This is a genomic window from Paraburkholderia agricolaris, assembly GCF_009455635.1.
Classification (GTDB): Bacteria; Pseudomonadota; Gammaproteobacteria; order Burkholderiales; family Burkholderiaceae; genus Paraburkholderia; species Paraburkholderia agricolaris.
This window is the reverse complement of record NZ_QPER01000002.1, coordinates 2587257-2612905: the sequence shown is the minus strand read 5'-3', so window position 1 is coordinate 2612905 and position 25649 is coordinate 2587257. Positions and strand designations below refer to the sequence as shown.

Annotated in this window: 23 protein-coding genes and 1 pseudogene; 17 read left to right on the top strand and 7 right to left on the bottom strand. The window is 62.0% G+C overall.

Annotated features, from left to right (window positions below; all coding sequences use genetic code 11):
* Positions 1-108 precede the first annotated feature (108 nt).
* The 4 genes from GH665_RS32955 to GH665_RS32940 all read left to right on the top strand — a co-directional run bounded on the left by GH665_RS32955 (position 109) and on the right by GH665_RS32940 (position 2840).
* Entirely contained in the window at positions 109-1002 is an 894-nt protein-coding gene (locus GH665_RS32955) for an alpha/beta fold hydrolase (RefSeq protein ID WP_153141292.1), read from the top strand.
* Positions 1003-1114: 112 nt separating this feature from the next.
* Positions 1115-1900: an SDR family NAD(P)-dependent oxidoreductase gene (locus tag GH665_RS32950; protein ID WP_153141291.1), complete on the top strand. Its 786-nt coding sequence runs from the start codon at positions 1115-1117 to the stop codon at positions 1898-1900.
* A gap of 8 nt (positions 1901-1908) precedes the next feature.
* On the top strand, positions 1909-2301 hold the full coding sequence (locus GH665_RS32945) for a nuclear transport factor 2 family protein (protein ID WP_153141290.1): 393 nt from the start codon (positions 1909-1911) through the stop codon (positions 2299-2301).
* Between the two features lie 17 nt (positions 2302-2318).
* Positions 2319-2840, top strand: coding sequence for an acyltransferase (locus GH665_RS32940; RefSeq protein WP_153141289.1), 522 nt, complete (start codon positions 2319-2321; stop codon positions 2838-2840).
* Between the two features lie 101 nt (positions 2841-2941).
* On the opposite strand, the gene GH665_RS32935 is transcribed toward GH665_RS32940, so the two are convergent.
* The gene (locus GH665_RS32935) at positions 2942-3946 is read right to left on the bottom strand and encodes a helix-turn-helix transcriptional regulator (protein WP_153141288.1); all 1005 of its coding nucleotides are present in this window, start codon (positions 3944-3946) and stop codon (positions 2942-2944) included.
* 184 nt (positions 3947-4130) lie between these two features.
* Between GH665_RS32935 and GH665_RS32930 the strand changes: the two genes are divergently transcribed.
* Entirely contained in the window at positions 4131-5039 is a 909-nt protein-coding gene (locus GH665_RS32930) for an AraC family transcriptional regulator (protein WP_153141287.1), read from the top strand.
* Positions 5040-5707: 668 nt separating this feature from the next.
* Positions 5708-6133: a DUF3830 family protein gene (locus GH665_RS32925; protein WP_134463425.1), complete on the top strand. Its 426-nt coding sequence runs from the start codon at positions 5708-5710 to the stop codon at positions 6131-6133.
* 136 nt (positions 6134-6269) lie between these two features.
* On the opposite strand, the gene GH665_RS32920 is transcribed toward GH665_RS32925, so the two are convergent.
* From GH665_RS32920 to GH665_RS32905, 4 genes are all read right to left on the bottom strand, one after another.
* The gene (locus GH665_RS32920; protein WP_025647814.1) at positions 6270-6398 is read right to left on the bottom strand and encodes an MFS transporter small subunit; all 129 of its coding nucleotides are present in this window, start codon (positions 6396-6398) and stop codon (positions 6270-6272) included.
* A 10-nt stretch (positions 6399-6408) separates the two neighbouring features.
* Positions 6409-7812 carry an L-lactate MFS transporter gene (locus GH665_RS32915; RefSeq protein ID WP_153141286.1) on the bottom strand — a complete coding sequence of 468 codons (1404 nt, stop codon included), beginning with the start codon at positions 7810-7812 and terminating at the stop codon, positions 6409-6411.
* Positions 7813-8225: 413 nt separating this feature from the next.
* Positions 8226-9554 (bottom strand): shikimate transporter, encoded by a 1329-nt coding sequence (shiA, locus tag GH665_RS32910; RefSeq protein WP_153141285.1) that lies wholly within the window; start codon positions 9552-9554, stop codon positions 8226-8228.
* 215 nt (positions 9555-9769) lie between these two features.
* The gene (locus GH665_RS32905) at positions 9770-10417 is read right to left on the bottom strand and encodes a TetR family transcriptional regulator (protein ID WP_153141284.1); all 648 of its coding nucleotides are present in this window, start codon (positions 10415-10417) and stop codon (positions 9770-9772) included.
* A 164-nt stretch (positions 10418-10581) separates the two neighbouring features.
* Between GH665_RS32905 and GH665_RS32900 the strand changes: the two genes are divergently transcribed.
* The 10 genes and pseudogenes from GH665_RS32900 (at position 10582) to GH665_RS32855 (ending at position 22470) form a co-directional block, all read left to right on the top strand.
* Complete coding sequence (locus GH665_RS32900) at positions 10582-11769, top strand: MexX/AxyX family multidrug efflux RND transporter periplasmic adaptor subunit (RefSeq protein ID WP_153141283.1); 1188 nt, start codon at positions 10582-10584, stop codon at positions 11767-11769.
* 90 nt (positions 11770-11859) lie between these two features.
* A complete protein-coding gene (locus tag GH665_RS32895; protein WP_153141282.1) occupies positions 11860-15000 on the top strand; it encodes a multidrug efflux RND transporter permease subunit in 3141 nt (1046 codons plus the stop codon).
* An 83-nt stretch (positions 15001-15083) separates the two neighbouring features.
* Positions 15084-16460: an efflux transporter outer membrane subunit gene (locus GH665_RS32890; RefSeq protein WP_246216530.1), complete on the top strand. Its 1377-nt coding sequence runs from the start codon at positions 15084-15086 to the stop codon at positions 16458-16460.
* A 90-nt stretch (positions 16461-16550) separates the two neighbouring features.
* The gene (locus GH665_RS32885; protein WP_153134442.1) at positions 16551-17681 is read left to right on the top strand and encodes an IS481 family transposase; all 1131 of its coding nucleotides are present in this window, start codon (positions 16551-16553) and stop codon (positions 17679-17681) included.
* 219 nt (positions 17682-17900) lie between these two features.
* Positions 17901-18122, top strand: a complete 222-nt coding sequence (locus GH665_RS32880) for a hypothetical protein (protein WP_153142414.1) — start codon at positions 17901-17903, stop codon at positions 18120-18122.
* A complete protein-coding gene (locus tag GH665_RS32875; protein WP_153141281.1) occupies positions 18100-18819 on the top strand; it encodes a GntR family transcriptional regulator in 720 nt (239 codons plus the stop codon). Before GH665_RS32880 ends, GH665_RS32875 begins: the two co-directional genes overlap by 23 nt.
* Before the next feature lie 671 nt (positions 18820-19490).
* A pseudogene (locus GH665_RS32870) lies at positions 19491-19706 on the top strand (thiamine pyrophosphate-binding protein); the annotation flags it as partial.
* Between the two features lie 26 nt (positions 19707-19732).
* A complete protein-coding gene (frc, locus tag GH665_RS32865) occupies positions 19733-20980 on the top strand; it encodes a formyl-CoA transferase (protein ID WP_153141280.1) in 1248 nt (415 codons plus the stop codon).
* An 18-nt stretch (positions 20981-20998) separates the two neighbouring features.
* The gene (locus GH665_RS32860; RefSeq protein WP_153141279.1) at positions 20999-21784 is read left to right on the top strand and encodes a fumarylacetoacetate hydrolase family protein; all 786 of its coding nucleotides are present in this window, start codon (positions 20999-21001) and stop codon (positions 21782-21784) included.
* Positions 21781-22470 (top strand): NAD(P)(+) transhydrogenase (Re/Si-specific) subunit beta, encoded by a 690-nt coding sequence (locus tag GH665_RS32855; RefSeq protein WP_153141278.1) that lies wholly within the window; start codon positions 21781-21783, stop codon positions 22468-22470. Before GH665_RS32860 ends, GH665_RS32855 begins: the two co-directional genes overlap by 4 nt.
* 59 nt (positions 22471-22529) lie before the next feature.
* Here GH665_RS32855 and GH665_RS32850 read toward each other — a convergent pair whose 3' ends face one another.
* On the bottom strand, positions 22530-22853 hold the full coding sequence (locus GH665_RS32850) for a hypothetical protein (protein WP_153141277.1): 324 nt from the start codon (positions 22851-22853) through the stop codon (positions 22530-22532).
* Between the two features lie 96 nt (positions 22854-22949).
* The gene (locus GH665_RS32845) at positions 22950-23897 is read right to left on the bottom strand and encodes a LysR family transcriptional regulator (protein ID WP_153141276.1); all 948 of its coding nucleotides are present in this window, start codon (positions 23895-23897) and stop codon (positions 22950-22952) included.
* Between the two features lie 385 nt (positions 23898-24282).
* Between GH665_RS32845 and oxlT the strand changes: the two genes are divergently transcribed.
* On the top strand, positions 24283-25623 hold the full coding sequence (oxlT, locus tag GH665_RS32840; protein WP_153141275.1) for an oxalate/formate MFS antiporter: 1341 nt from the start codon (positions 24283-24285) through the stop codon (positions 25621-25623).
* Positions 25624-25649 lie beyond the last annotated feature (26 nt).

The window sequence follows — 25649 nt, the reverse complement described above, 5'->3', positions numbered from 1 at the left end:
AAAAGACGATGCCTCGCTGCGGATTCGAAGGGATGATGCTTTCGCTGGCGACCCTCATACAATCTGCCGCGTCCAACGAGCGCGGCGCGAGCTAGGAGACAAGCGCGCATGAACGCAACGCCTACCGAGTCCCAACACGCCGACGCGCACAGTAAGTCCGGCAGCGCACCGCAATCCTTGCAGGCGCCCAAAGGGATATTCACGGAAGTCCCCGGCGGCCTGACACTGCATCACTTCGAAGCCGGCAGCGGCGCACCCGTTGTGTTCATCCACGGCAGTGGTCCTGGCGCGAGCGGCTTCAGCAACTTCAAGTACAACTACCCGCAGTTCGCCGCGGCAGGGTTCCGGGCGATCGTGGTCGATCTGCCGGGCTACGGCGCGTCGTCGAAGCCCGCGGATGTGAACTACACGCTCGATTTCTTTGTCGACGCGTTGCGCGCGCAACTCACGGCGCACGGCATTGGCCGGGCCACCTTGCTCGGCAATTCGCTCGGCGGCGCAATCGCGCTGCAATACGCGCTCGATTATCCCGACGACGTCGACAGTCTGATCATGATGGCGCCGGGCGGTGTCGAAGAGCGCGAAACCTACTTCAGGATGGAAGGCATCCAGAAGATGGTGTCGCTCTTCACGAACCGCCAGATGAACCGCCTGACGATGCGGCAGCTACTCGAACTGCTGGTGTTCGACCGCAGCCTCGTCACTGACGCACTGGTCGAAGAACGGCTGAGCGTGTGTGAACAGCAGCCGCCGGAAGTGCTGTCGACCATGCGTGTGCCGAACCTTACCGAACGGCTCGGCGAACTCAAATGCCCGGTGCTGGGTTTCTGGGGCACGGACGACCGCTTCAATCCGGCCAGCGGCGCAATGCGTTTTCTCGAACACTGCGCCGACGCGCGCTTTGTTCTGATGAATCGCTGCGGGCACTGGGTGATGGTCGAGCATCGGCGGTATTTCAATCGCGAATGCCTGGAATTTCTCGCGGAACGGCGCGCCGTTTGAGGCATCCTTCGGATGCGGCGCGACAGGGTGAACGGCTCGACGGGGGTGCCCGGCACGAGCCGCTCAAGTCCGCACGCCGCTGTAACCCCAACTACAACATGACGGAGACGGTATGACATTCCCCCATCAACTGTTCGACATGAGCGGCAAGGTGACCGCCATTACCGGCGGCGCGCGCGGCATCGGTGCGCAGACTGCCCGCACCTTGGCGGCGGCAGGTTCGGCAATCGCGGTGCTCGACGTGCTGACGGAGCCGGGCGAGAAACTGGTCGCCGAGATCAACGAGTCGGGCGGCCGCGCGGCGTTCTGGAAGATGGACGTCACGCAGGAAGAGAACGTGCAGCGCGTGTTCGGCGAAATCGCCACGCACTTTGGACGGCTCGATGCGCTGGTGAACAACGCCGGGATCGAAGGGGCGAATCTGCCCACGCACGAAATGACGCTGCAGCAATGGCAGAAAGTCATCGACGTCAATGTGACGGGCGTGTTCCTCTGCACCAAGTACGCGATTCCGCACATGCTGACGGCGGGCGGCGGCTCGATCGTGAATCTGTCGTCGATGTATGGGCTGGTCGGCGGCCCGGACGTGCCGGCATACCACGCCTCGAAGGGCGCAGTGCGGCTGATGGCGAAGACCGAGGCGATGCTGTACGCCGCGCAGAACATCCGCGCGAATTCCGTGCATCCTGGCTTTATCCGCACACCGCTGCTGGAAGAGGCGTTCGAAAAGCTCGGTGACCCGGAGCAGATCTTCGCGCATATGAAAACGCTCGTACCGCTCGCGAAGATCGGCGACCCACAGGATATCGCGGCGGGCATTCTGTATCTGGTGTCGCCGGCCGGCCGCTATGTGACCGGCACGGAACTGGTGATCGACGGCGGCTACACCGCGCGCTAGGAGGACAGATGAACGCCAGCGAAAACATGAAAGCGCGCCTCGTCGACTATATCGAGGCATTCAATGCGGCCGATGCCGCCCGCGTCGTCGCGCTGTTCGCCGACAATGCGAGCGTCGAAGATCCGGTCGGCACGCCCTTGAAAGAAGGCCGGAGCGAGATCGAAACGTTCTATACCTACGCGACCTCCGTGGGCGCCCGGCTCGAACTGATGGCGCCGCCGCGCGGCTCGCACGGCAATAGCGCGTCGATCAGCTTTCGCGTGCATATCGCGGGGCAGGACGGCCGGCCCGCATACATCGACGTGACCGACGTGATGGACTTCGACGCCGCCGGCAAGATCGTGCGCATGCGCGCCTACTGGGGCGCGGACGACTATCACGTGCTCGCGGCCGCGAGCTGAACCGGAGCGGCGGCACAGTGGCGCTCTACGAGTTCAACGGCAAGCGGCCGCGCGTCGATCCGTCAGCGTACGTGCATCCGAGCGCCGTGCTGATCGGCGACGTGACGGTGGGCGCCTGCTGTTACATCGGGCCGCATGCGAGCTTGCGTGGGGATTTCGGTGCGGTGGTGGTGGAGCGTGGCAGCAACGTGCAGGATAGTTGTGTGCTGCACACCGGCGTGGCGAACGCTTGCCGGCTCGGCGTCGACAGTCACGTCGGGCACAGCGCGATCGTTCACGGCGCGACGCTGGAACCGAGCACGATGGTCGGCATGCACGCCGTTGTGATGGACGGCGTCGTGCTCGGCGCGACGAGCATCGTGGCCGCTTGTGCGTTCGTCAAGAAGGATTGGCGGGTGCCGGCGGGCGTGCTGGTGGCTGGGGTGCCGGGGCGAGTGGTGCGTACCCTGAGCGATGACGAGATCGTGGCGAAATCGTCCGGCACCCGGATTTACCAGCAACTCGCGGCAGATTGCCTGCGCACCATGCGCAGCGTTTGAGGTTGACTGCCGCCCATCGGGCGGCAAGCCGTGCTGCGCTAAAGTTCAAAGACTGCGGCCGGCGCGATAAGCGCGCCGGTCGCAGTGTTCTTTCAACCTCCCTACGTCACATACCCCTGCGCCACGTTGATCAACTGCACGCGATTGCGCACATTGAACAACTGCCGCAGGCGCCGCAGGTGATAGTCGACGTTATGCGGAGACAGCCCAAGGAAATAAGCAATTTCCTTGTCGCGCTGCCCCTGCACGACCGCCTTCAGCACCGCGTGCTGCAACTCGCTCAGCGTGACGCGCTGTTGTTGCTGCGCGGGCGCGATCCCGATCACGCTCTTCGCGTGCGTCCAGATGAATTCGTGGATCGTGTGCGCGAACATCAGCGTTTCGGCCACGATCGACTCCGTCATCCAGCGCGGGTTGCCGATCTCCGAGTTAAAGCACAGGCTTGCGCTCAGCTCCGGCTCGGGCAGCGGCATCTGCGTAAGAATGCCGCTTTTACGCCCGGTGGCCTCCAGCATGTCGATCAGCCCGCCGAGCCTTTCGCTGCGCATCTGCGCACGCGGCAGGTCGGCGCGCATATCGGCCGTGTTCCAGAGGAACGGCATGCCGGTCGGCGACGCCAGCGCAACGCGCGGATCGAGCTCAAAATAACGCTCGCGGAAATAGCGCGTGAGCCAGGCCTGCGACTCGTAGCTGGTCAGCACGAACATCGTCTTGTGATGTGCGGTGGTGCGCGTGGCTGAATAGCTGAACGAGTCGAAGCCAAGTTGCTTGATGCGCCGCCGCACGAACTCCATGCGGTCCTGCGCGCTGCCAAATCGCACCAGCGGACTGATGATCGGTGCGGACCGCCGCGCGGCGGGCGAGGGTGTGCCGATCTCCTCCTCGGTGAAGAGCGTAAGGAAACCTGCGGGCGCGACGCTTGATGCGGTGCGGGCAGATGCCCTGGATGCTTCAGCCGCGTGGGCTGAATTCCCGGGTTGCCGCGTGCCGGCCGGGTAAGCCGGTTCTGCGGCAACCGCTGAGGTGTAAGCCGCCGACACGTGGCTGGCTTCGCCTTGCGGCGAGCCGGTTAGCCAATGCGGCAGCGTATCGCATTCGTGTTCCATGAAACGGTAGCTCCAGCGTTCAAAACGCATGAAAGACGACAACCTGGATGATTAACTATTTCCAAATATTACGGTAGCCGGTTCCTTGCTATCATTTTTGAGATCTTGCGCTGACCTCTAACCGGCGATGCGGGTGTGACAGGGTTTGCTCATGTACATACGGGACCTCCCAGGAAGAGACGTGATGGCAAAAATTCCAAGGCTGACAACGACGCTTGCCTACGACCGCTATATGGCGGGAAAAAAACTGGTGTCGAGCGTGGATCGCCCGTGGCGGCACCTGGTGCTGCGCTCGTACCTCGAACCGGCCGAGCAGGAACTGCTGGAAGCACCTGGCCTGCAGGACGTCACGTTGATGACGCTCGGCAGCGGCGCCGAACACCTCGAGCGCAACGTGAATGGGCACTGGGAGAGCGCCGAGCTGCGCATGGGCGACGTCTGGTACGTGCCGCCCGTGCCGGTCTCGTGGCGCTGGCGTTCGATCAGCGATGAGCCGCTGTCGACCGTCCATTTGCACCTGGAGCGCAGCCTGATCGACAGCGTTGCCGACCAGATGGAACTGGGCGGCTCACGCGAGCTGTCGTTGGGCGACGCGATGCAGTTTCACGATCCACTGATCGCCGCGATGCTCGGCGCGCTGCATCGCGCCGCGGGCGACCCCACCGACTCGCGGCTGTATGTCGACGCGCTGGCCCACGCGCTCGCCGCTCATTTACTGCAACACTATTCGCGCGGCCCTCGCGTGGGCTGCTTGCCGCCGCATCCCGAGCGCCTGGTGCCGCGCCGTATCCGGCGTGTAACCGATTACATCCGTGCCAATCTTGCCGCCGATCTGGCCATTGGCGAACTGGCCGCACAGGCCGGTTTAAGTAACTTTCATTTTGCTCGGGTGTTTCGCCGCGAGACCGGTGAAACGCCTCATCAGTTCGTTACGCGTTTGCGGCTCGAGGAGGCCGCGAGATTGCTGCGCGCCACCGATCTGCCGGTGCTGCAAATCGCGCTTGCGGTTGGTTACGAGAACGCCAGTCATTTCTCCGTGCAGTTCAAACGTGGCTACGGCGTGACGCCGCTTGCCTACCGGCTGCGCGGCTGAGTGTCGGGTTGTGCGGCTGAATCATGTGAGCGGCTCGCCAGCATGCGATGCCCGAGCGGTGCGCCGGCGCTTCAAGGCGCGCGGGGGTTCGCCGGTTGCGACACGCTGTTCTGCCGGGCGGCGCCGCAATGTTCGCGCGTGGCCTGGCATGTCAAGATGGTCGCAGGGGTATCGAGGGCAAGGATCTCGCGGCGGCGTGTGAAATTTCCACGGTGACGCCGGTTCCTTCGCCAGCTTTGCCGTCCGTTGAATTGCCAGAACGGACGTTATGCACTTTTCGCAGTTTGCTGCGCATTGCATCGCTTGCAAACTACGAAGTTTCGTGGCGTGAGTGCCGGTAGAGCTGGCACGCAGGGGCCCGATCGGTGTTCAGGCCGGTTTATCGCCGACCTGCCCGGCATGATGCAGCATCAAACAGCAAGCCGGAAGCACCCATGGCTTTGGCTGGATCGCGGCGCATTGCGCGCAGCCTGGTAGTTTGCGGCGGGATACGGTGGTCTGCTTCCTGCGTGGCAGCCGTCGCCACTGGTTCAACTGGCCTGACCAGTTGGACGGCAAGTGTATCTGTCGAAGCCTTGCACGGGCCGACAGAATGTTGCGCCTGCAGCCGCGCCCCGGCCGGCGTCTGACCGACCTTTCCACTCAACCCGTCACACGGATATCCAGCGATGACCCGACTTCGAATTACCTCCTGCGGCCATGTCTTTACCGCCGAAACGCATCCTGACGCGCCGCAAACGGTGGCCGCTTTTCTGAAGCTCTTGCCGTACCGTCAGAAGCTCATTCACGTGCGCTGGAGCGGCGAGGGTTGCTGGGTTCCGCTTGGCGACTTCAAACTCGAAAACGACGGCGCGGCGGTCGGCTTCGAAAATCATACGAGCCATCCGTCGGTTGGCGACATCCTGTTCTATCCGGGCGGTTACAGCGAAACGGAGATCATCCTCGCGTACGGGTCGTGCTGCTTCGCGAGCAAGCTGGGCCAGCTCGCGGGCAATCACTTCCTGACGATCGTCGAAGGCAAGGAAAAGCTGCGCGAACTTGGTACGAAGGTGCTGTGGGAAGGCGCACAGGATGTGCTGTTCGAGAAAATCTGAAGCGGCGATGTACCGGTGAGAGGCCGGCGGCAGGACAAGCGGGCAGAGACGAATGCGCGGTTTGCGCGCGCCGTCGGCCCGCTTTTTTTGCGCCCCGCACGTTCGATCGTGCGGGGGCGATGCAGTGCTTACCTGCTTACTTGAACAGCTTCATCGCCTGCGTGAGCGTATTGATCACGCCCCATGCCAGCGGCAGCGTCACATACAGCCAGAAGACGGCGAGCTTGACCTTGTTGGTCGGATGAACGGCTTGAACGGTCGACATGCGAGTCTCCTTAGGCGCCTTTGGCGAGTTGTGCGTCGGTCATGTGATGCTTGTCGTCGACCCGCTTGACCAGCAGGTTGCAGATGAAGCCGATCACCAGCAGCACGACCATGATGTGGATCGTCATCGTGTAGGCATCCGCCTTGGCGACGCCGTGCTCCACCTGATACGCGCGGATGTAGTTCACCAGCACCGGACCCGCCACCCCTGCCGCGGCCCAGGCGGTCAGCAGACGGCCGTGAATGCCGCCCACAAACGCCGTGCCGAACATGTCCGCGAGATACGCGGGGACCGTTGAGAAGCCGCCGCCGTACATCGACAGGATCACGCAGTACGCGAGCACGAACAGGGCGATCTGGCCGGAAGCGGCGAAGCCGGGCACTAGGTAGTACAGCACGGCGCCGAGCGCGAAGAAGATGAAGTAGGTGTTCTTGCGGCCGAGCCAGTCCGAAGCCGAAGCCCACACGAAACGGCCGCCCATGTTGAACAGCGACAGCAGACCGACGAACCCGGCCGCGGCGGCAGCGGTCACGGTGCCTTTGAAGCTTTCCTGAATCATCACCGACGCCTGGCCGAGAATGCCGATGCCCGCGGTCACGTTGAGGAACAGCACCAGCCAGATCAGATAGAACTGCGGCGTCTTCAACGCCTGGTCGATGTGCACGTGGTTACGCGAAATCATCTTCTTCTGGTTGGTCGCGGGCGGCGTCCAGCCGGCCGGCTTCCAGTCTGCCGGCGGCACGCGAATCGCGAGTGCGCCGATCGACATCGAGATGAAGTACGCAATGCCGAGCACGACGAAAGTTTCCGCCACGCCGATGCTCGTCGCGCTGCGGAAGTGGTTCATCAATGCCACGGACAATGGCGCGGCAATCATCGCGCCGCCGCCGAAGCCCATGATCGCCATGCCGGTCGCCATGCCGCGGCGGTCCGGAAACCAGCGGATCAACGTCGACACCGGCGACACATAGCCGAGCCCGAGCCCAATTCCGCCGATCACGCCGTAGCCTAGATAGAGCAGCGCGATCTGATGCAGATGCACGCCGAGTGCGGCAATCAGGAAGCCGCCGCCGAAGCAGCACGCGGCGGTAAACATCGTACGGCGTGGACCGACGTGTTCGAGCCACTTGCCGGCAAACGCGGCCGACAAACCAAGGAACACGATCGCCAGCGAAAAGATCCAGCCGAGCGAAGTCAGCGACCAGTCGTCGGGGGCGGATTGCGTAATGCCGATAACTTTGGTGAGCGGCCCGTTGAACACGGAGAAGGCGTAGGCCTGGCCGATACACAGGTGAACCGCGAGCGCCGCGGGCGGAACCATCCAGCGCGAAAACCCCGGTTGCGCGACGGTGGCCTGTTTGGAAAAGAATGGGGCTGAGCCTGAAGTGCCATTCGGCTCGGTGATACTACTCATGGTCGGTCTCCGGTGAGGAATTCTTTGTTATCGGCGCTTCATACACAATGCTTGAGTGTCGCGGCGTAAAAAAATTGCAAGTAATCCGGCATCAATATATGTAATCGAATTTCATATGCCGTATGCAAATTCGATATAAGCCCCGCTTCGACGAACGATAGGACGCAGACATAGCCTTTGCAATATGAGATGTAAATGCATAAGGTATTAGCCTGGTGAAATACGACCGTAATTTGCCGAATTGCGGCAACGCGGCATGAAGCATCGGAATGAACGACCTGAGGCGCGGGATCTGGATGCCGGAACGGCAAGAAGGCGGGGACAAAAGAGAAGCGGGCCGGCGTGGCGTTTTCGCCAGGCCGGCCCGTCGGAACATCGCAACAATCAGTGATCAGTGAGACCCGCGGTCAGAATCAGGCGACGCCGCGCCCGGTCTTCATCTTCGCGGCCACCAGCACCGAGATCAGGCAGCCGATCGCGAGGTAAGCCGCCACCGGATGCCACGAGCCACCGGCAAAGCTGACCAGCGCCACCGCGATAAACGGCGTGAAGCCGCCGCCGACCACGCTCGCCACCTGATAGCCGACACCCGCGCCGCTATAGCGATACTCGGTACCGAACAGCTCGGTGAACATGGGCTGCTGCACGCTCACGACCATATCGTGGGCGACGTTGGCGAGCATGACCGCGAAGATCACGATCCACACCGTCGAGCGCGCTTCGAGCGCGAGGAAGAACGGCACCGCGCTGAACATGCCGACCAGCGCGCCGACGATATACACGCGGCGGCGGCCGAAACGGTCAGCCAGCCACGCGAAGCAGGGAATCGTCACGCAACTTACCGCGCCCACCAGCAGGCCGATCGAGAGGAAGAACTCGCGCGGCATGTGCAGATTGGCCGTCGAGTAGTTCAGCGCGAACGCCGTCACGATGTACATCGTGAACAACTCGGCGAGGCGCAGCGCGATGATCAGCAGGAAAGCCTTGGGGTGCTTCAGCAAGGCCTCGACGATCGGCAGCCGCACGCTGCGTTCGCCGTGCTCGCCGACCTTCTCGACGAACTCCTTCGACTCTTCCATGCTCGAGCGGATCCACAGCGCGATCAGCACCAGCACCACACTGAACAGAAACGGTAGGCGCCAGCCCCAGCTCAGGAACGACGCGTTGTCCATCGAACGGCTGATGATCGCGACGAGGCCGGTCGAGAGCACGAGACCCACGCCATAGCCGACCTGCACGCCACTGCTGTAGAAGGCCTTCTTCTTTTCCGGCGCGCTTTCGACCGCCATCAACGCCGCACCGCCCCATTCGCCGCCGACCGCGAAACCCTGGATTGCGCGCAAGGTCACGAGCAGCACCGGCGCCCACCAGCCGATGCTGGAGAAGGCCGGCAGCAGGCCGATCGCGGCGGTGGAGAGGCCCATCGTCATTACCGTGAGAACCAGCATGCGCTTGCGTCCAAGCCGGTCGCCATAGTGGCCGAACACGAAGCCGCCGAGCGGCCGGAACAGAAAGCCGACGCCGAAGGTTGCGAAGGCGGCGAGTGTGCCCATTGCCGGGCTGACCTTCGGGAAGAACTCGGCATTGAAGACGAGCGCGGCGACGATGCCGTACAGCAGAAAGTCGTACCAGTCGACCACGGCGCCGACAAAGCTGCCGAGCGCCGCCTTGCGTGCCTGGCTGCGCGCCGTATTGTTGCCGGCCACGGCCGTTTTCGGCGCTTTGGGGATGGTGGTACTCATGACGGTGTCTCCTTCGGATTCTCGGACTGCGGTTCAGGATCGCGTGGCGGAAGATAAGCCCAGGAATCAGCGCCGGCCGCCGCCGACCCGTTGCAGGATTTCGGAAGGTTAATGACGCGATGCATATCTCACAATCCGCATTCGATGCCGATTGCGCGATTATCGATCGCATATGCGCGCATAGCGCGCGTTTTACGCGTTTACACCAAGCCGCTTCAGGTGGCCGCGCAAGGCTTTGCATGTCTGAGCCGCGCCGAATCGCGCAGCGTGTCGATGCCGGCGAGCAGCAGCGCGTCGACGTCTTCCCACGGTGTGTTGCGCAGGCGGTCGGTCCACACCATCGTGCCAAAAATGCCTTCCACCAGCGACTGAAAATACACGCTCGCGAGATGCAGATTGAGGGTGGCGGGCAACTCGCCGTTGCTCACCGCGCGCCGTAGCAGCGCGGTCGTGATGCGCAGCGTCTGCTTGTCGTAGAGCGTGCGCCGTCGCAGCAGCGGGGCGTTTTCTTCGCTCTGCTCGCATTTCATATAGAGGATTTCGAGCACGCGCTGCACCGAGCCCGATTCGACGCATTGCCGCAAATAGTGCAGCGCCGCCTCGCGCAGCGCCTCCAGCGCAGGTCCATCCTCGGCCAGTTCGAAGCCCTCGGCGGCGCGCGCGAACGCGCGGTCGCACATCGCGAGGCACACCTCGATCTTGTTCTTGTAGTGTCCGTAGACCGCGCCACGCGACACACCCGCCGCGTCGGCGATATCGGCCATCGCGGTTTGCGCGACGCCTTTTTCCAGAAACACCAGTTCAGCGGCATCGAGGATGCCATTACGTGTGTTTTGCGATTCTTCTTTCGTTTTGCGAGCCATTCGCACTAACCTTTCATTTCGCTGTCGTTACCACGCAACAATCTTACGGTATTTCGCTTTATTCAATCAGTCATGACTGATTATAATCGATCGCCTTTCGCGGACTGCCACAACGAGGCGGTGGCAATTTGGCGGCGGCGACCGCTTCGACACCAAGGATTCAGATGAAAACCACACGCGCCATTCCGATCACGCTCGCCGTAACCACACTGGTCGCGTTGCTCGCGGGATGCGGCAAACAGACCCCGCGGGCCGATGCCACGGCCGCCGCGCCTCAGGAAGTCGCGGTGTTGACGGTTCATCCGTCGTCCACAGCGTTGACGGTCGAGTTGCCGGGCAGGCTCGAAGCATACCGGCAAGCAGAAGTGCGTGCGCGAGTAGCGGGCATTGTCACGGCGCGTCTGTATGAAGAAGGGCAGGAGGTGCGCAAGAATGCGCCGCTGTTCCGGATCGATCCGGCACCGCTGAAAGCGGCTCTGGACGTGGCGGCCGGCACGTTGGCGCGTGCCGAAGCCAATGCACTTGGCGCCACTGACAAGCGCAAGCGCTACGACGATCTCGTTACCGATCGCGCGGTAAGCGAACGCGACCACACCGAAGCGCTTATTGAGGAGCGCCAGGCGAAGGCCGAGGTGGCGTCGGCACGTGCCGAACTAGAGCGGGCGCGGCTGCAACTGAGTTACGCGACAGTCACCGCGCCGATCGACGGCCGCGCCCGGCGCGCGCTCGTGACCGAAGGCGCGCTGGTCGGTCAGGATTCGGCTACGCCGCTGACCACGGTCGAGCAGATCGATCCGATCTACGTGAACTTCTCGCAGCCCGCCGCGGACGTGGCCGCGTTGCGCCGCGCGATCGACACCGGGCGCGTACAAGGCGTCGCGCAAAAGGACATCAAGGTTTATCTGATGCTGCCTGATGGCAGCGAATACGCGCAGACCGGCAAGTTGTTGTTCACGGACCTGGCTGTCGATCCGGGCACGGACTCGGTGGCGATGCGCGCGCTGTTTCCCAATGCGCAGCGTGAGCTGTTGCCGGGTGCCTATGTGCGGATCAGGCTGGATCGTGCGATCGATACCGCGGCGATTGCGGTGCCGCGCGATGCCGTCACCCGCACCGCGGACGACGCAACGGTCAAGGTCGTCGATGCGGCGAGCAAGGTGGTGGTAGTGCCCGTGCAGGTCAACGAGTTGAAGGGCCACAACTGGCTCGTGACGCGCGGCCTGAAGGGCGGCGAGCGCGTCATCGTGGAGAACGCCGCGACGCTTGTGCCTGGCACCGTCGTCACGCCGCGCGAGCGTGCTGAACGTGGCGCGGACCAGCCGGGTACAACGAAGGCCCCGGCCAGCACATAGCGGGTGAACCGGCTGGTTCCCGCCAACCGGCCGTGGCGGCGCGCGCAGCACGCGCCGCCACGGTCGAAACCCAACTGATCAGAGAGCACCATGGCTCGATTTTTTATCGATCGCCCCGTCTTTGCGTGGGTGATTTCCTTACTCATCATGCTCACGGGCATCTTCGCGATCCGTGCGCTGCCGGTCGCGCAATACCCGGACATCGCGCCACCCGTGGTCAACATCTGGGCGAACTATCCGGGTGCCTCGGCGCAGGTCGTCGAGGAATCGGTGACCGCGGTGATCGAGCGCGAGATGAACGGCGCGCCGGGGCTGATGTACACGTCAGCGACCAGCAGCGCCGGTTCGGCATCGATCACGCTCACTTTCAAGCAGGGCACGAATCCCGATCTGGCCGCAGTCGAAGTGCAGAACCGTTTGAAGACGGTCGAAGCGCGTCTGCCCGAGCCGGTGCGGCGCGACGGCGTCTCGGTCGAGAAGGCGGCGGACAACATCCAACTCGTCGTCACGCTGACTTCCGACGATGGCCGCATGAGCGAGGTGCAACTCGGCGAACTCGCGTCGGCGAATGTCGTCCAGGCGCTGCGGCGTGTCGACGGCGTCGGCAAAGTGCAGTTCTGGGGCGCTGAATACGCGATGCGGATCTGGCCCGACCCGATCCGGATGACGTCGCTGAATCTCTCCGCGTCCGATCTGGTTACGGCGATCCGCAGCCATAACGCGCGTGTGACGGTCGGCGATATCGGCAACCAGGCGGTGCCGGACTCGGCGCAGATCAGCGCCACCGTGCTCGCGGGCGGTCAACTGAGCACGCCGGAAGCATTCGGCGGCATTGCGTTGCGCACCAGGCCGGACGGCTCGGCGCTCTATCTGCGCGACGTCGCGCGGATCGAATTCGGCGGCAGCGACTACGCGTTCACCTCGCGCGTCAACGGCAAGACCGCAACCGGCATGGCGATCAAGATGGCGCCGGGTTCGAACGCGGTCGCCACGACCAAACGCGTGCGCGAGACGATGGACCAGTTGAAGAAGTATTTTCCGCCGGGTGTGAGCTATCAGATTCCGTACGAGACCGCGTCGTTCGTGCAGATCTCGATCCAGAAAGTGCTCAGCACGCTAATCGAAGCCGGTGTTCTGGTGTTCCTCGTGATGTATCTGTTCATGCAGAACATCCGTGCGACCCTGATCCCGACACTGGTCGTGCCGGTTGCGCTGCTCGGCACGTTCGGCGTGATGCTGGCGCTCGGTTTCTCGATCAACGTGCTGACGATGTTCGGCATGGTGCTGGCGATCGGCATTCTGGTCGACGATGCGATCGTGGTGGTCGAGAACGTCGAGCGGATCATGGCCGAAGAAGGGCTGTCGCCGTATGAAGCGACGGTGAAGGCGATGCGCCAGATCAGCGGCGCGATTATCGGCATCACGGTGGTGCTGACCTCGGTGTTCCTGCCGATGGCGTTTTTCAGCGGCGCGGTGGGAAACATCTACCGGCAGTTTGCGTTGTCGCTGGCGGTGTCGATCGGCTTCTCGGCATTCCTGGCGCTGTCGCTCACGCCTGCGTTGTGCGCGACGCTGCTCAGGCCGGTCGACGCCGGGCATCATGAAAAGCGTGGTTTCTTCGGCTGGTTCAACCGGATGTTCACGCGCATGACGGGCCGCTACCACGGCGCGGTCGCGAAGATCCTGCGCAAGCCGCTGCGCTGGATGACGCTGTACGCCGCAATCGGCGCGGCGGTCGCGATGCTGTTCACGAGTCTGCCGAGCGCGTTTTTGCCCGACGAGGACCAGGGCAACTTCATGATCATGGTGATGCGTCCGCAAGGCGCGACGATGGCGGAAACGATGCGAAGTATCAAAGCCGTGGAAGATTATCTGCTCGAGAAGGAGCCGGTCGAGTACGTGTACGCGGTTGGCGGCTTCAGCAATTACGGCAGCGGCCCGAGCAGCGGCATGATCTTTTCGACGCTGAAGAACTGGAAAGATCGTAAGGATGCCGAGACACATGTGGAGGCCATCGTCGCACGCGTGAACCAGCGCTTTGCCGGCACGCCGGACACCATGGTGTTCGCGATGAATTCCCCCGCGTTGCCGGACCTCGGTTCGACGAGCGGTTTCGACTTCCGTTTGCAGGATCGCGGCGCCGTCGGCTACGCGGCGCTGGTGGCGGCGCGCGAAAAATTGCTGGCCGACGGTCACGGGCAGAAAGGCATTACCGACCTGATGTTCGCCGGTCAACCGGACGCGCCGCAGATCGTGCTCGACATCGACCGCAACAAGGCTGCCGCGATGGGCGTGACGATGGACGAGATCAATACCACGCTCGCCGTCATGTTCGGCTCCGACTACATCGGCGATTTCATGCACGGCTCGCAGGTGCGGCGCGTGATCGTGCAGGCGGACGGACGCAATCGCGTCGCCGTCGACGATGTGCGCAAGCTGCGCGTGCGCAATGCGGCGGGCCAGATGGTGCCGCTCTCGGCGTTCGTCACGCTGCAATGGCGCGCGGGGCCGCCGCAACTGACGCGCTACAACGGTTATCCGTCATTCACGCTGAATGGGTCGGCGGCACCCGGACACAGCAGTGGCGAAGCGATGCAGGTGATGGAAACGCTGGCGGGCAAATTGCCGGCGGGGATCGGTTTCGACTGGTCGGGGCAATCGTTCGAAGAGCGTCTGTCGGGCTCGCAGGCGCCGATGCTGTTCGCGCTGTCGGTGCTGATCGTGTTCCTCGCGCTCGCGGCGCTGTACGAGAGCTGGTCGATTCCGCTCGCGGTGATTCTGGTGGTGCCGCTCGGCGTGATCGGCGCGGTGCTGGGGGTGACGCTGCGTGGCATGCCTAACGATATCTACTTCAAGGTCGGCCTGATCGCGACGATCGGCCTGTCGGCCAAGAACGCGATTCTGATCGTCGAAGTGGCGAAAGATCTATACGCCGAGGGCATGACGCTGGTCGACGCGACGCTCGAAGCCGCGCGTCTGCGCTTGCGGCCGATCGTGATGACATCGCTTGCGTTCGGCGTTGGGGTAGTGCCGCTCGCGTTCGCCTCGGGCGCGGCATCCGGCGCGCAGATCGCGATCGGCACAGGGGTGCTGGGCGGTATTGTCAGTGCGACCGTGCTGGCGATTTTCATGGTGCCGCTGTTCTTTGTGGTGGTCGGGCGTCTATTCAACGTCGGCAAGCGCCGGCGTCCTGGCCCGGCCGCGACGAATGCACTGGAGATAAAGGAATGAAGCGCGTTTTGATGCAACGAGACCCGTTGCAAGGACCGGCGTTGGCCGGGCGGGTAGCGCGCTCGGCGCTGGTGGGACTGCTGATGACGCTCGCGGGCTGCTCGCTGGCGCCGGTCTATAAGCGTCCGCCGGCGCCGGTGCCGCAGGCTTTTCCGGTAGCCGTGACGGGCAATCCCGCGAATAGCCCTTCCGGTGAGCAGGATCTCGACGACTGGCGTGTGTATTTCACCGACCCGGCCTTGAGCCGCCTGATCGAGGTGGCGCTTGCCAACAACCGCGATCTGCGCACCGCAACGTTGCGCATTCAGGAGGCGCGCGCGCTGTACGGCATCCAGTTTGCGGAGCGGCTGCCTTCCGTCGACGGCACCGCCAGCTACAACCGTGGCCGGACCGTGGATCCTTCGCTGGGCGAAAACGTGGTGGCAAGCCAGTATCGCGCGGCACTTGGCGTGAGCGCTTTCGAACTGGACGTGTTCGGACGCGTGAAGAGTCTGTCTGATGCCGCGCTGGCCGAGTATCTCGCCAGTGTCGAGGCGCAGCGCGCCGTGCAGATCAGTCTGATCGCGGAGGTCGCGTCGGCGTATGTCGCCGAGCGCGCGCTTTACGATCAGGAGCAACTGGCGCGCCGCACGCTCGCCGCGCGTGACGGCATCTACGCACTGACGAAGCGCCGCTATGGCGCGGGCATGAGTACCGCGATCGAATTGCGCACGGCACAGATGCTGGTCGACTCCGCGCGCGCGTCGCTGGCCGCGCTGGCGCGCGAGCGCACCCAGGCAGCGAGTGCGCTGCAACTGTTGCTCGGCGACTTCGCTGTCGATCTGCCGCGCGCCACGCCGGTGCTCGACGACTTGACGATGACGCCGGTGGCGGTCGGTTTGTCGTCGGATCTGCTGATACGCAGGCCGGATATTCGCGAGGCCGAACAGCGCCTGAAAGCCGCGAACGCGAATATCGGCGCGGCACGGGCGGCTTTCTTTCCGAGTCTGCGCATCACCACCGAAGTGGGATCGGTCAGCGACGGCTTTTCCCGTCTGTTCGCGGGCGGCTCGGGAGTATGGTCGTTCGCACCGCAACTGACATTGCCGATCTTCAGCGGTGGCCGCAATCGCGCGAACCTCGATCTCGCAACGGTGCGCAAGGACATGGCGATCGCCGGATACGAAAAGACGATTCAGACCGCATTCCGCGAAGTGGCCGATGCGTTGGCCGCCCGTGATCAGATCGACGCACAGCTCGATGCACAAAAAGGCGTCTATGAGGCGGACAATGAGCGGATGCGGCTTGCGCAACGGCGCTACACGAGCGGGGTGGCAACCTATCTGGAACTGCTCGATGCGCAACGCAGCCTGTTCGAGTCGGGGCAAGAATTAATCCGGCTGAAGCAGTTGCGCCTCACTAATGCGATTACGCTGTACCGGGCGCTAGGTGGCGGATGGCAGAAGGAGGGCAGTGCGTGATCGCCGGGGCTGTATAGACCGGAGACATAGCTGACAGGTGTGCGGGGACATGGTTGACACTTCCGGGTACTAAAACACCCGGTCCCGACCATGCCCTGGAACGCAAGAGACACTATGAGCCTCCGACAGGAATTTGTTCATCTGGCCAGTCAGGACACGCTGACGATGACCGAGCTGTGCCAGCGCTTTAACATCAGCCGGCAGACCGGCTACAAATGGCTCCATCGCGGCGAGCATGCGCTGGCAGATCAATCCCGACGCCCGCTCAGCAGTCCGTCGAAGACCCCCACTGCGATGGAGCAGGAAGTGGTACGGCTGCGCCAGGCCCATCCGCGCTGGGGCGGCCGCAAGATCAGCCGGCGCCTGCGTGATCTGGGCCTTGAGGCGGTGCCGCAGCCCAGCACCGTGACCGACATCCTGCACCGGCACAACCTGATCCTGCCGGCCGATTCAGCGATGAGCCAACCCTGGAAGCGCTTTGAGCACGAGCAGCCTAACGTACTCTGGCAGATGGACTTCAAGGGGCACTTTGAGACCCTCGGGAAGGAGCGCTGCAGCCCCCTGACGGTACTCGACGACCACTCGCGCTTCAGCATCCTGCTGCGCGCCTGTGGACCCACCGACACCGCTACCGTGCAGACAGGATTACGGGAGGCGTTTGGACACTATGGCCTGCCGTTACGCATCAATACCGATAACGGCTCGCCGTGGGGTTCGCCTGGCAGTCCGGGGCAACTCACCGAACTGGCCGTCTGGCTGATCCGGCTGGGTATCCGCATCAGTTACAGCCGGCCTTACCACCCGCAGACCAACGGCAAGGACGAGCGGTTTCACCGTACGCTGAAGGCTGAAGTACTGAACGGACGAAGCTTCGCTACCCAGCAGCACGTGCAACAGGAACTGGACCGCTGGCGCACCGTATATAACTGCGAGCGCCCGCATGAGGCGATCGGCATGGACACGCCCATCAGCCGTTACCGGCCGAGCCCCCGGGCGTATCCATCGATCCTGCCGGAGCCGGAGTACGGCCCGGATGACGTGGTGCTGCTGGTTAAATCGGATGGCCGGCTACGCTTTGAAGGACGGCACCTCAAGGTCTCGAATGCACTTTATGGACTGCCGGTTGCGGCACGCGCAAAGCCGGGCGAAGACGGCGTATTTGAATTCTGGTTTGCCCATCACCGCATCCTCACCCTTGACCTGAGGAGCGACAATCACTGACCATAAAGTGTCAATGATGTCTCCGCACGTTTGTCAACCATGTCTCCGGTCTATACACGGGGCAATTCAGGCGTGTTGTGCAGCGGGCGATCGTGCTACCTTGATTTGATGTCTGGAAACAACAACGCCTGATATACTACATACGGAATATTGATATTTGCGGCGTTGCAGCATATGATTGAGTCATCTGTTCACTTACTCAATCATTCGGAGTTGCAAATGGAATTTGTTCCTCTCGCGTTGCTCGCCGTCGCTGTCGTGGGTTTAGGCTCGGCCGCCACCGTCCTGTTGACCCGCTGGATTCCTCAGCCGGTTGCGCAACTTGCAGCGCAACATGGCCGGTTTGTCGGTCTGGGCGAGCAGGGCGGCGCAGTGCCGGCGGCGCCGTATCGTGCGCATGTTCAACAAGAGGCGATGAATGTCGTCAGAACTTCAAACTGAAGCAGTGGCCACACCGTTGATGTTGTCATTGCAGCCGATTGGCGCGAGCGCGAGCTTGCGCGATCAGGCGTATACGATGCTCCGCCAGGCGATAGCCGACGCGGATATCTATCAGAATCGCGAAGAAATCCGTCTCGACGAGCGCGTGCTGAGCGAATCGCTGGGTGTGAGCCGCACGCCGGTGCGCGAGGCGATGACGCTGCTCGAACAGGAAGGTTTTCTGCGCATGGTGCCGCGCCGCGGCATCTACATCGTGCGCAAGAGCAAGCGTGAAATTGTCGAAATGATCCAGATGTGGGCCGCGCTCGAAAGCATGGCCGCGCGTCTGGCCACTCTGCACGCCACGGACGAGGAAATCGCCCGTCTGCGCCATATGTTCGACAATTTTCGCGACGCCACGCCGGCCGAACACATCGCCGAGTATTCCGACGCCAACATCGCGTTTCATCAGGCGATCGTCGAACTGTCGAAATCGCAGATCATTCTCGACACGATCAAGAACATCTTCATCCACGTGCGGGCGATTCGCCGCATGACCATTTCGCAAAGTGACCGCGCGTCGCGTTCGATCGTCGATCACCTGCGCATTATCGAGGCGCTGGAGCAACGCGATACCGAACTCGCCGAGCGGCTCACGCGCCAGCATTCGCTGGATCTGGCGGCGTTTGTCGAAGCAAATTGCGATTTTCTGGATTGATGGCTGCTTAGGCGCCTGATTGGCGTTACGGATTAAAAAGCCTGCGGTGATGTCGTCACCGCAGGCTTTTTTTCGTCTTCTCTGCTTTGCATGCGGTAGGCGAGGCTGGCAGGCAGTGCTGTGCCGCGCCATCGAAATCGCATCCTGATGCGGTATTTAGCCGGCGTATTCGGCTCAGATCCACGCATGTTCCTGTTTCGTCGTCCGGCAACGGTCATCTTGCGCTACGGGATAAGCCTCGCTTGACGATGCGTGAAATATGGTATGTGATATATCAAACGGACTGAAGGCAGACAGAAGCTCGGTGTTTTCCCTTGGGCAGAGAGAACCGGCGCCGTGCCATTCCCTCGTAACGCAGTCCAGGCAGGCATTCAGCGCAGAAAACGCGGAACGGTTGCACCTGGAAATCGAGCTTGATTGAATGTGATATATCACATACCGTATGTACCACGGCAGTATCCGCACGAATGAGGACTTTCGAAGCAGGAGCGCCCGTCGTAACCGCTGCAACGACCGATCGACGGCTTTGCATCGACCAGGAGACAACCATGTCTGCAGTTGTTTCATCCGGGAATCCCGCCGCGGGCAGCACGACGGCCGAAGACACGCTGAAGCAGAAGACCCATGACGCCGGCGTTGTCTCTGGCGGTCATCTGGTGGCCAAAGCGCTGAACGTCGGCAACCTGCTGAGCGACGTGCCGTTCAGCAAGTTCGCGGAAATGCTCGGCGGTCATGGCGAAGAAGTGCGCGACCCGGCGCAGATAGTCGGCGCCTTGCAGCGCGCCCGCGAAGCGATTCTTCGCACGGGCCGCTCGGCGATCGTGAATATCTGGGTCGACCCGCGCGAATACGCACCGGGTACAAAGAATCAAACCATGTACAAGTAAAACGCGCGAACTTCTGGAGACAAGATATGAGTAAAGCACTCGACGGCGTGCGCATTCTCGATTTCACCCATGTGCAATCGGGCCCGACCTGCACGCAGTTGCTCGCGTGGTTCGGTGCGGACGTGATCAAGGTAGAGCGGGCCGGTGCCGGCGACATTACGCGTGAGCAGTTACGCGATATTCCCGACGTGGACAGCCTGTACTTCACGATGCTCAATCACAACAAGCGCTCGGTCACGATCGACACCAAGAATCCGGAAGGCAAGCTGGTGCTCGAGGCACTGATCCAGAAGTGCGACGTGCTGGTGGAGAACTTCGCGCCGGGCGCGCTTGATCGAATGGGCTTTACGTGGGAACGGATTCAGGAACTGAATCCGCGCATGATCGTGGCGTCGGTCAAGGGCTTCGGCCCGGGTCCTTACGAGGACTGCAAGGTCTACGAGAACGTCGCGCAATGCGCGGGCGGCGCGGCTTCGACCACCGGGTTCGACGATGGCCCGCCGGTAGTGACCGGCGCACAGATCGGCGACAGCGGCACCGGTTTGCATCTGGCGCTTGGCATTGTCACGGCGCTGTATCAGCGCACGCAAACCGGACGTGGGCAGAAGGTGCTCGCCGCGATGCAGGACGGCGTGCTTAACCTGTGCCGCGTAAAACTGCGCGACCAGCAGCGGCTCGAGCGCACCGGCACGATGAAGGAGTATCCGCAATATCCGAACGGGACGTTCGGCGAAGCAGTGCCGCGCGCGGGGAATGCTTCAGGTGGTGGTCAGCCAGGCTGGATTCTGAAGTGCAAGGGCTGGGAGACGGACCCGAATGCGTATATCTACTTCATCACGCAGGCGCCGGTGTGGGCAAAAATCTGCAATGTGATCGGCAAGGAAGAATGGGCCACCGATCCGAACTACGCGACCCCGGCCGCGCGCTTGCCGCATCTGAAGGACATCTTTGCCGAGATCGAGCGCTGGACCATGACCAAGACCAAGTTCGAGGCCATGCAGATTCTGAACAAATACGACATTCCTTGCGGGCCGATTCTGTCGATGAAGGAAATTGCCGAAGAGCCGTCGCTGCGCAAAACCGGCACGATTGTCGAAGTGGATCATCCGACCCGCGGCAAGTACCTGACCGTTGGTAATCCTATCAAACTGTCCGACAGCCCGACCGAAGTCAAACGCTCGCCGCTGCTGGGCGAACACACCGACGAAGTGATGGCTGAACTCGGCTACTCACCCGAGCAGATCAACGCATTGCGAACCGCCGGCGCGATTTGACGGCTCAAGGAGCGACGTATGGATACGTGGATGCGTTTCATGTCGAGCGACGGTGGCATCGTGTTCGGCCGGGTGGAAGGCGGCTATCTGCACGAGTACGAAAGTCTCGATCAACCGGTGCCGACCGGCGCGGTGTTGTCGACCCGTGCACTCACGCCGCTCGCGCCGTGTGCGCCCGGCAAGATTGTTGCGTTATGGAATAACTATCACGCGCTCGCGGCGAAGCTCGACAAGCCTGTGCCGGCGCATCCGCTATTTCTGCTGAAGCCGGCGGGATCGGTGATCGGCTCGGGTGAGGCAATCCGGCGGCCGCCCAGCTATGCGGGCAAGATCGTCTACGAAGGTGAACTCGGGATCGTGATCGGACGGCGCTGCCGCGATGCGAGTGCTGAAGAGGCCGCGGATTCGATCTTCGGCTACACCCTGGTCAACGACGTGACCGCGGCCGATCTGCTGAACGAGAATCCCCACTTTCCGCAGTGGTGCCGCGCAAAGGGCTTCGATACGTTCTGCTGTATCGGACCTTCGATCGTTTCCGGTTTCGACTGGTCCACAGCACGTCTCGTGACGATGCTCGACGGTGTAGAGCGGCAGAACTATCCGTTTGCCGATATGGTGTTTTCTCCTGCCGAGCAGGTGCGTCTGATTTCACAGGACTTGACGCTCGAACCGGGCGATGTGATTGCGTGCGGCACGTCAGTTGGCGTCGGATCGATCAAGGATGGTGCGACTGTGACGATCACGGTCGAGGGGATCGGCACGTTGAGCAATGCGCTGACCGCTGCCTGTGAGTTTGTGCTATGACGCAACGGCCCGGCCTCGTTGCGTTGTTCGGCAGCGCCATGGGACTGGCTGTTATGGTGGGCGGCTTTGCCTGCTATCTTTCGGCGACGATGGCGACGGCGACGGCGACGACGGCGACACGGGCGAATGTCGAGCGTTTCGAACTCTATACGGCGGTGTTCATCGGTGCGCTGGTTTTTGCCGCGTGTGCAATCGCGTTCTGCATGCTGCGCGGCACATTGGATCTCAGCGCGGCGGCGCGTCCGGGTCACGGCATCGTCAATGTATCGGCGCTGCTGCTGTGTGGGTGGCTTGGCTACGGCTTCGTCACCGAACAGGCCCAGCCGTTCGGGCTCGCCGCGCTGCTGGCGATGAGCGTGCTAGCCGCTGCGCTCGGTATGCATCTGATGGCGAATCGCGCCTACTCCCGCAATCCCGGCACCTACGCGCTCAGCGGACGCCGCCATGCGCGTGGTGATGCGCGTTGTCACGCGGGAACGCTCAAGCAACGAGGCGTGTTGGCGCGCATCGAATGGCACGGTGGGGAAGAGCAAACATGGGCGCTGCGTGAGATCACGCCGTGCATGGTGCGCGCGGCAGCATACCGGCATCGCCGCGGCTGGCACGATACTGGGAAGGTGGGCGCACACAGGCATGGGCCTGTGCGCCAGCACGCGACGCTTCGCGCGATGTACCGTCAAAGATGAATAGAGGGATACGTCGAGCGGAACACTGGATAAATGGCGGGAGCGTCCCGCCGCAGTCCCTATTCGTTGGCTTCACCGGCCCCGTTGGCTGGCGCGAACTCGCTGTAGTACCTGAGCTTCCTGCTCAGAATTATCTGGGCAAGAAACTCGGCGTCATACGCTCGGTGAAGATGCGAGTGAAATCGCTCGATGTAGGCTGTGATACGCGCCGCTTCACTATTGAATTCCTTCAGCACATCGAGTGTGGCCTGGTCCCAGCGGAACCGCAGGCCGAGGTCGCTGAAGGCGGCGTTGTAGGCGCTCAGGTGGGCGTCGTCGGAGCTGCCCACGGCAGCGCGTGTGGACAGCGTGCTGGCATGAGAGTCAAGCGGAACGGAATTCATGATCGGCCTCCTCGGCAGACAAGTAAGAGAACTCACTTGCAGCATAGGGATACTGATCAACCTGAAATAGTTAAAGTTTTAATGGGTTTGCATAAGCTACTGTTTATAGACGCTCAATTCCTTCACGCGGGTAATTTTCTCGATGAGATTCGCTCCTTCCTCCATCAGGAAGCGTTTGAAGGCAACCGCAACCGGCGGCAGGCGCTTGTTCTTCCGATGCACGACGTACCAGTTGAGCATGACGGGAAAGCTCTCGACGTCGAGCACGACAAGATGACCGAGCTGCAACTCGAGACTGATCGTATGGGCCGACAGGAACGCGATGCCCATGCCGGCGATCACGGCCTGCTTGATCGTCTCGGTGCTCTTGATCTCCATCGCGATCTTGAGATTGGCGAGACGGCCGGCGAAACCTTCTTCCATCGAATTCCAGGTGTCCGAGCCGCGCTCGCGCACGATAAAAGCCTCGTTCGCCAACTGGCTCATCTTGATGTTGCGTTTGTGCGCGAGCGGATGAGTGGGCGCCGCCACGATCACATAAGGGTGCGGTGCGAACGGCTCATTGGTCGCGTCGGTTTCGTGCGGCGGGCGCACCATCACGGCGAGATCGGTCTGATTGGTCGCGAGCTGATGCAGCAGTTCCGCGCGATTGTGTACCGCGAGATTGAGCACGACGCCCGAGTAGCGCCGCGTGAACTCAGCCAGCACCCGCGGAAAGAAGTAGTCGCCGGCGCTGATCACCGCGACGTTCAGCTTGCCGCCGGACACGCCCTTGAGCTGCCCCATCGCCTCGTCGACTTCGTGGAACTGCTGGATGATCGCGCGGCTGTAGTGGAGCATCTCGGTGCCGGCCGGCGTCAGGTAGATTTTCTTGCCGAGCTGTTCGAACAGCGGCAGTCCCGCATGTTCCTCGAGTTGCCGGACCTGGGTGGAGACGGCGGGTTGCGTCAGATGCAGTTCTTCCGCGGCGCGCGAGAAGCTCAGGTGGCGCGCCACCGTTTCAAAGACCTTCAGTTGCCGCAGAGTCGCATTGCGCATCGTCATGGCCAATGTATAAGCAAATGTGAATCAACATAATAACAAACTTTAATTATTAGTAATTCAGCAATGACCCTAGCATGGGCCTGTATTAGAAGCGGAATTGCCGGCGCGATAGTTAGCCGGGTACTCGGGTTAACGCTTGAATTTGACGCATGGCAGGGGCGAAAGAAGAAATTGATGCAGTGCCGAGGCTTAATTGGTCGAAATAAAAGAACTGATCGGAAAAGCAATGATTCAGGCAGGATTTTTTTCGAATAATGCGAATTAAAGACGCAAATATCAAATATTCCCGAATGGCAACGCTATTCGGGTCATAACCATAAGGTGAGACGCATGGCGCGCGGCGCGACGGCCGGCCGCACGCTAAAAAATAGCGGAGACAAGACGCATGGACGATATCAATCAGCAGACCACGGCCCGCGTATTCTGGGCGAACCGTTGGTGGCAACTCGTCATCGGCATGATGTGCATGGCATTGGTAGCCAATCTGCAATACGCATGGACGTTGTTCGTCACACCGATGAATACGCGGCATCATTGGGGGGAAGCATCCATCCAGCTCGCCTTCGCTATTTTCATTCTCACTGAAACGTGGCTCGTGCCGGTAGAAGGCTGGCTGGTCGACAAGTTCGGTCCGCGCCCGGTAGTCGCCGGCGGTGCGGTATGCGCAGGTCTCGCCTGGGTCATGAATTCATATGCGACGACCTTGCCGATGCTGTATGTGTCGGCGGTCATTGCCGGGATCGGTGCGGGTGGCGTGTACGGTACGTGTGTCGGCAATGCGTTGAAGTGGTTTCCGGATCGGCGCGGTCTCGCGGCCGGTTTGACGGCGGCGGGATTTGGCGCCGGCGCGGCGGTCACCGTCATTCCTATCGCCAGCATGATCACGCGCTCCGGCTACGAGCACACGTTCTTTTTCTTCGGCATCCTGCAGGGTGTTTGCATACTCGGCCTCGCGCTGCTGTTGAAAAAACCGACCTTGCGCCAGCAGGCGGCACCGAAGAAGAAGTTCGCGGTCACCAAGGTCGATTACACGCCGGGCCAGATGATCAAGACACCGGTGTTCTGGGTGATCTACGTGTCGTTTGTCGCGGTGGCGGCCGGCGGCCTGATGGCGACGGCGCAAATTGGTCCGATCGCGAAAGATTGGGGGCTCGCACGCATCCCGATGACGATCTTCGGCATGACCCTGCCGCTGCTCACCGCCACGCTTTCGATCGACAACATCTGCAACGGCTTTACGCGCCCCCTGTGCGGTTTCATTTCCGACAAACTCGGCCGTGAAAACACAATGTTCGTGATCTTCATCGGCGAAGGGCTGGCATTGCTCGGTCTCATGCAATACGGCAGCAACCCGTATGCGTTCATGACGTTCGCGGCATTGATCTTCCTGTTCTGGGGCGAAATTTTCTCGATCTTCCCGGCGATCTGTGCCGACACTTTCGGCAGCAAATACGCGGCGGCCAATGCGGGCACGCTTTACACCGCAAAGGGCACGGCCTCGCTGCTGGTGCCGATCGCTTCGGTATTGTCGGCAACAGGCGGCTGGAATCTCGTCTTTATCGTCTCGGCCGTCGTCACGATTGCCGCGGGCATCTCGGCGAAGTTCATTCTTGCGCCCATGCGTTCGCGCTGGATCGAAACGCACAACGAACCTCAGGGTGCGCTCGCCGTTGCCGGCAGCAAGTCCTCGCGGCTTAGCCGTTGGCCTGAGCAGACAGGCGAATAGAGTGAGCTGCCCACCCCCGGCGGTGA